The 5,543-nt window shown below is 72.3% G+C and carries 6 protein-coding genes and 1 pseudogene; 1 reads left to right on the plus strand and 6 read right to left on the minus strand.

Annotated elements, in window-relative coordinates; translation table 11 throughout:
* Positions 1–180, minus strand: a pseudogene (locus ACFVW8_RS38230) (hypothetical protein); the annotation flags it as partial.
* On the minus strand, positions 177–1,199 hold the full coding sequence (locus ACFVW8_RS38235; RefSeq protein ID WP_389698511.1) for a polysaccharide deacetylase family protein: 1,023 nt from the start codon (positions 1,197–1,199) through the stop codon (positions 177–179). The gene ACFVW8_RS38235 and the pseudogene ACFVW8_RS38230, both read right to left, overlap by 4 nt.
* Positions 1,200–1,281: 82 nt before the next feature.
* Between ACFVW8_RS38235 and ACFVW8_RS38240 the strand changes: the two genes are divergently transcribed.
* Positions 1,282–2,529 (plus strand): methyltransferase domain-containing protein, encoded by a 1,248-nt coding sequence (locus tag ACFVW8_RS38240; protein ID WP_389698513.1) that lies wholly within the window; start codon positions 1,282–1,284, stop codon positions 2,527–2,529.
* Positions 2,530–2,579: 50 nt separating this feature from the next.
* On the opposite strand, the gene ACFVW8_RS38245 is transcribed toward ACFVW8_RS38240, so the two are convergent.
* The 4 genes from ACFVW8_RS38245 to ACFVW8_RS38260 form a co-directional block, all read right to left on the minus strand.
* A complete protein-coding gene (locus ACFVW8_RS38245) occupies positions 2,580–2,945 on the minus strand; it encodes a hypothetical protein (RefSeq protein ID WP_389698515.1) in 366 nt (121 codons plus the stop codon).
* A gap of 99 nt (positions 2,946–3,044) precedes the next feature.
* Positions 3,045–3,515: a VOC family protein gene (locus tag ACFVW8_RS38250; RefSeq protein WP_389698517.1), complete on the minus strand. Its 471-nt coding sequence runs from the start codon at positions 3,513–3,515 to the stop codon at positions 3,045–3,047.
* Between the two features lie 63 nt (positions 3,516–3,578).
* Positions 3,579–4,829, minus strand: coding sequence for an RNA polymerase sigma factor (locus tag ACFVW8_RS38255; protein ID WP_389698519.1), 1,251 nt, complete (start codon positions 4,827–4,829; stop codon positions 3,579–3,581).
* Between the two features lie 66 nt (positions 4,830–4,895).
* A complete protein-coding gene (locus ACFVW8_RS38260) occupies positions 4,896–5,252 on the minus strand; it encodes a YciI family protein (protein ID WP_389698521.1) in 357 nt (118 codons plus the stop codon).
* Positions 5,253–5,543: the final 291 nt, after the last annotated feature.

Genomic DNA, 5,543 nt, shown 5'->3' on the forward strand with positions numbered 1-5,543 from the left:
CACCGCGGCGGTGCGCGCCGCCGCGGGCCGCACCGCCGGTGCGCTCGGCGGCCGGTTCACCCGCTGGGCCGCCTTCCGGCCCAGCCGTTCGATCGGGTCCACCGACTGCGCGCAGCCGGTGGCGGTCAGGAGCGCACCGGCGGCCAGCACTCCGGCCAGCAGCCGGTGCGCCCCTCTCATACGTAGTCCTCCAGCCGGGCCACGGCGTATCCCTTGTCCGTGATGACCTTCATGACGGACCGGATCAGGTCGGGCATGGAGCCCTTCCAGTCCTTCTTGCCCCGGAAGTGCGTGAGGATGATGTCGCCGGGGTGCAGGTCCTGGTCCTCCTCCCGCCACTCCATGTGGTCGGGGAAGGCCTCCTCCGACCACAGCGGCACGGCGGTGATGCCACAGGACTTGGCGATCCTGAGGGTGTCACCGTTGTAGTTGCCGTACGGGGGCCGGAAGAGCCGGGGGCGCTCGCCGTACTGCTTCTCGATGATGTCCTGCTGGTCGCAGATCTCCCGCTTCTGCGCCTCGTGGGAGAGACCGGGCATGTACCGGTGGTTGAGCGTGTGGTTGTTGAGGGTCACGCCCCGGGCCTTCGCGTCCTTGAAGTACCCGTAGTTGTCGCGCACCAGGTAGTCGCTGAGGAAGGCGCTGTACGGGATGTTCAGGTCCGACATCATCCGCAGCAGCTCGGGGTCCTTGTCGTCCCCGTCGTCCATCGTCAGGAAGACGATCTTCTCCTTGGTCGGGACGGTGGTGAAGACCGGCGGCAGCGAGTCGTCACCGCCCTCGACCTCGAAGCCCTTGCGGGTGGTGATGTGCGGCTTCACCGCGGGCGGGACGGGGGCGGCCAGCGGCGTACTCGTCAGGCCCCACTTCTTGGCGGCCACCGCGCGTGCGGCCTGGGCGAGGCGCGCCTTCTCCGCCTGGGCGGCGCGGGTGCCCGCCGCGCCCGCGTTCCCGGCCGGGCCGCCCGGCTGCCCGGCGAGCGCCTTGGATCCCCGTCCGGCACCCACGTCGGTACGGCTGTCGGTCCCGGCCGCGCAGCCGGAGCCGACAGCCGCCACCAGGAGTGCGGCCAGGACCGCGTAGCCGGGCCTGCGCCGCAGATATCCCCGGCCGCGTCCCGTGCCGCCCTGCCCCTGCTCCGCCTGTCCAGGTCTGCGCCTCTTCATGATGAATTCTTCCTTTTGTCGTACAAGCTGCATGGCGCCGCATCCTGCCAGTCCAAGATCGGGCTCCCGGGCCGACACCGCCGCACGACCCGCACGGTCCCCCGGCTGGCTCACAATGGGGCGGGTGAACGCTCTCGCCCCGACCGGCCCGCCCGATGCCCCCGATCCCCTCGCCGGCTTCCTGACCCTGCGCACCCCGGAGGGTGCCGAGCTGCTGGCCGGGCTGCGGTCGTACGACCCGGCCACGGAGCTCGCCACCGCCACCCGGCTGCGCCGCAGCCACCCGGCCGCCCTCGTCTCGGCGGCACTGGGGCAGGCCCGGCTGCGGCAGCGGGCGGTGGCGAAGTTCGGCGCCGAGGACGCGCACCGGATGTTCTTCACCCCGAACGGTGTGGAGCAGGCCACCCGCACCTCGGTGGCCGCCCACCGCGCCGGCCGGTTCGCCGGCGCCGGGGTGCGCAGCGTCGCCGACCTCTGCTGCGGGATCGGCGGCGACGCCATCGCGCTGGCCCGCGCCGGGATCTCCGTCCTCGCCGTGGACCGCGACCCGCTGACCGCCGAGGTGGCCAGGGCCAACGCCGCCGCGCTCGGCCTGGACGCGCTGATCGAGGTGCGGTGCGCCGACGTCACGGAGATCGACACCTCGCCCTACGACGCGGTGTTCGTCGACCCGGCCCGCCGAGGCGGCCGCGGCCGGATCTTCGACCCCGAGGCCTACTCCCCGCCCCTTTCCTGGGCGACCGAGGCGGCGCTGAAGGCGCCCCGGGCCGCGCTGAAGCTCGCCCCCGGCGTCCCGCACGAGGCGATCGGCCCGCAGGCGGAGGCCGAGTGGATCTCGGACGGCGGCGATGTGAAGGAGGCGGTGCTCTGGTTCGGCGAGGGCTTCGAGGCGGGGTCCTACCGCGCGACGCTGCTCCCGTCGGGCGCCACGCTGTCCGCCCCGGCCGTGCTGCCCGCCCCGCCGGTCGGGCCGGTCGGCCGCTATCTGTACGAGCCGGACGGCGCGGTGATCCGGGCCCATCTGGTCGCCGACATCGTGGACCGGTGCGCCGGCCGGCTGATCGACCCGATGATCGCGTACGTCACGAGCGACGAGCTGTACGAATCCCCGTACACCGCCGGGTACGAGATCACCGATCAGCTGCCGTTCAACGTGAAGCGGCTGAAGGCGCTGCTGCGGGAGCGGAAGGTCGGCGTCCTGACGGTCAAGAAGCGCGGCTCGCCGGTCGAACCGGAGGAGCTGCGCCGGAAGATGAAGCTCCAGGGGCCGCATTCGGCCACCGTCTTCCTGACCCGGGTCGCGGACGTGCCGACGATGCTGATCGGCCGTCCCGTGACCGGCCCGGAGGCCGGCCGGGGGTGACGGCGGGGCCCGCCCGCCGGGTCCGGCGGGCGGGCGGGCGGGTCGAGGTTCTACCCGAGGTCGGTCAGCTCGTCGGCGTACACCTGCGAGAGCGGCTGCGGGCCCACGTACTGCTGGCAGTTGCACTGCCCCGAATCGAAGCGCACCGGCTTCTTCTGCTCGTCCCAGGCGGTCGGCACCTCGACCACCTCGTGGCACTTGCCCTGCTTGTCGTGCTTGGCGAGGTGGTGCGTGCAGCCGCAAACCGGCTCCGGCGGTTTGTTCGCCGCCTGCACCGCCAGCCGTTCCTGCTTGCCGGCCTCCAGCAGTTCCAGCTTGCGCGTGTGCCGGTTACGCAGCGCCGTACGGACGTTGTCGGCCACCCAGCCGAATCCGCCCGTCCAGAAGATGATGAGCAACCACCAGTACCACTCCATGAGACGCCCTCCCCCTGACTCTTCGCGTACGCGCCAAGGATAGGACCGGAGTCAGCGGTGCGACCCGCCGCTGTCCGAGGCCCGTTCCGGGTCCGGTGCTCAGGCGTTGCGCAGGGCCTCGATGTCGAGCCGCTTCATGCCGAGCATCGCCTTCATGGCGCGGGCCGCCTTGTCCGGGTCCGGGTCGGTCAGCGCCTCACCGAGGCCGGGCGGGACGATCTGCCAGGAGACGCCGAACTTGTCCTTGAGCCAGCCGCACTTGCTCTCCTGGCCGCCGTTCGCGGTGAGCTCGTCCCACAGCCGGTCCGCCTCCTCCTGCGACGCGCATTCGACGGAGAGGGAGACGGCCTCGCTGAAGGGGAACCCGGGGCCGCCGTTGAACGCGATGTACTCGGCGCCCTCCAGCTGGAACCGTACGGTCATCACGGCGCCGTCGTCACCCGGTGACGCCGCGGTCCAACGGGTCACGTCCACGACGCGTGAATCGCCGCCGATGACCGAGATGTAGTGGTCCGCGGCCTCCTCGGCCTGGTTGTTGTCGAACCACAGGAACGTGGTGACTTTCTGCATGGTCTGCTCCTCGCGCGGTGGTGCGGACGGTCGTGCAGGGTAGACCGGTCACGGGCCGGGAACTCATCGGCCGGCCCGGTCCAGGAGCATCGCCCTCTCCCGCTCGTTGCGGGTGAGCTCCGCCGCCCGTACGAACTCCGCACGCGCCTCGTCCGTGCGCCCCATCCGCTCCAGCAGATCCCCGCGGACGCTCGGCAGCAAGTGGTAGCCCTTGAGCGCCGGGTCGGCGGCCAGCGCGTCGACCAGGACGAGACCGGCCGCGGGGCCCTCGGCCCTGGAGACGGCGACGGCGCGGTTGAGCTCGACGACCGGTGAGGGGGTCAGGGCGGCGAGACGGTCGTAGAGGGCGGCGATGGCGGCCCAGTCGGTGTCCTCGTAGCGCACCGCCCGGGCGTGGCAGGCGGCGATGGCGGCCTGGAGTGCGTACGGGCCCATCGGCTGTCCCGCCTCCGCCGCCGTTCCGCCCGCCCGGAGCAGGGCCGTGAGACCGCGGCGGATCAGCAGCCGGTCCCAGCGGGACCGGTGCTGGTCCGCGAGCAGCACCGGGGCACCGTCCGGCCCGGTCCTGGCGGCGGTGCGCGAGGCCTGCAGCTCCAGGAGGGCCGCAAGCCCGTGCACCTCGGGCTCCGCCGGCATCAGCCCGGCCAGCACCCGGGCCAGCCGCAGCGCTTCCTCGCAGAGCCCCGGGCGCAGCCAGTCGTCGCCGGTGGTCGCGGCGTAGCCCTCGTTGAAGACGAGGTAGATGACTTCGAGCACCGATCCGAGCCGGGCGGCGCGCTCGGGACCGTACGGCACCTCGAAGGGGACTCCGGCCCGGCCGAGCGCCCGTTTGGCCCGGACGATCCGCTGGGCGACGGCCGGCTCGGTGGAGAGGAAGGCGCGGGCGATCTCCTCGGTGGTGAGGCCGCCCAGGAGGCGCAGGGTGAGGGCGATCCGGGCGTCGGTGGAGAGCACCGGATGGCAGGAGGTGAAGATCAGCCGCAGCAGGTCGTCGTCGATGCGGTCCGGGTCCGCGGCGGCCGGGTCCGGTTCGCCGGAGACGGTGTCCAGGTCCCGGCCCACCTCGGCCAGCTTGCGGGCGTACGTCTCGCGGCGGCGTACGAGATCGATGGCGCGGTGCTTGGCCGTGGCCATGAGCCAGGCTCCCGGGTTGTCCGGGACGCCCGACTCCGGCCACTGTTCCAGCGCGGCGACCAGCGCGTCCTGCGCGATCTCCTCGGCGATGCCCACGTCCCGGACGATCCGGGCGACACCGGCGATGATCCGCGCGGACTCGATCCTGAATACCGCCTCAACCGCGCTCGCTGCCGTCACGGCCACCCATCAGAGCAGCCGCACCCGGCCCGGGCAAGCGCGGCCGGGCCGGTGGACGGCGGTTGCTCAGGGTTCGTCGATGGCGCGGACCTCGCAGGTGACCTTCCAGCTCTCCGGGTGGACCCGCAGGAACCGCCTGGCCCACTCCAGCGCCTCGTCCTTGTCCTTGCACTGGAGGATGGCGTAGCCGCCGACCACTTCCTTCGTCTCGGTGAAGGGGCCGTCGGTGTGGCTGAGGTCCCCGCCGGACCAGGTGACGCGGGTGCCCTGGGAGGTCGGGGTGAGGCCGGCCGTCTCCAGCATCACGCCCGCCTTGTTGATCTCCTCGAACAGGGCGGTGACCCGCTCGTCGAAGCCGGGGTCGGGCTCGAAGCCGGCTGCCTCCTGCTCGTCGAGGCGGATGAGTGACATGAAGCGCGGCATGGTGACTCCTCGGTCGGACGGGCGGGGACTCCTTCCCCGCCTCTCACCCCTGCGTCGAACGGGACACGGCCGGATCGACAGCTTCCCCGGAATTCTTCAGAGAATTTTCCGGACCGGCCACCGGGGCGGTTCCCGCAGTGGATTCCGGGGGCGGATTCCGGCGCCGTTCCCGGGCCGTGCGCCGCCGGGTAAGCGGCGGCGTAAGGACGCGACGCGGTCGGCACCGGTACGCCGTCCCGAGGGACACGCTACCCCAGCGGTGCACCATCCCGGTGACGGCTGTCAAATATA

Source organism: Streptomyces sp. NPDC058221 (assembly GCF_042882365.1).
In the GTDB taxonomy this organism is placed as follows: domain Bacteria; phylum Actinomycetota; class Actinomycetes; order Streptomycetales; family Streptomycetaceae; genus Streptomyces.

Bases quoted from the DNA above. Each gene is read 5' to 3' on its own strand.
- ACFVW8_RS38250 (WP_389698517.1), bottom strand. From the start codon at position 3,515: ATGCAGAAAGTCACCACGTTCCTGTGGTTCGACAACAACCAGGCCGAG.
- ACFVW8_RS38260 (WP_389698521.1), bottom strand. From the start codon at position 5,252: ATGCCGCGCTTCATGTCACTCATCCGCCTCGACGAGCAGGAGGCAGCC.
- ACFVW8_RS38240 (WP_389698513.1), top strand. From the start codon at position 1,282: ATGGGGCGGGTGAACGCTCTCGCCCCGACCGGCCCGCCCGATGCCCCC.
- ACFVW8_RS38235 (WP_389698511.1), bottom strand. From the start codon at position 1,199: ATGCAGCTTGTACGACAAAAGGAAGAATTCATCATGAAGAGGCGCAGA.
- ACFVW8_RS38245 (WP_389698515.1), bottom strand. From the start codon at position 2,945: ATGGAGTGGTACTGGTGGTTGCTCATCATCTTCTGGACGGGCGGATTC.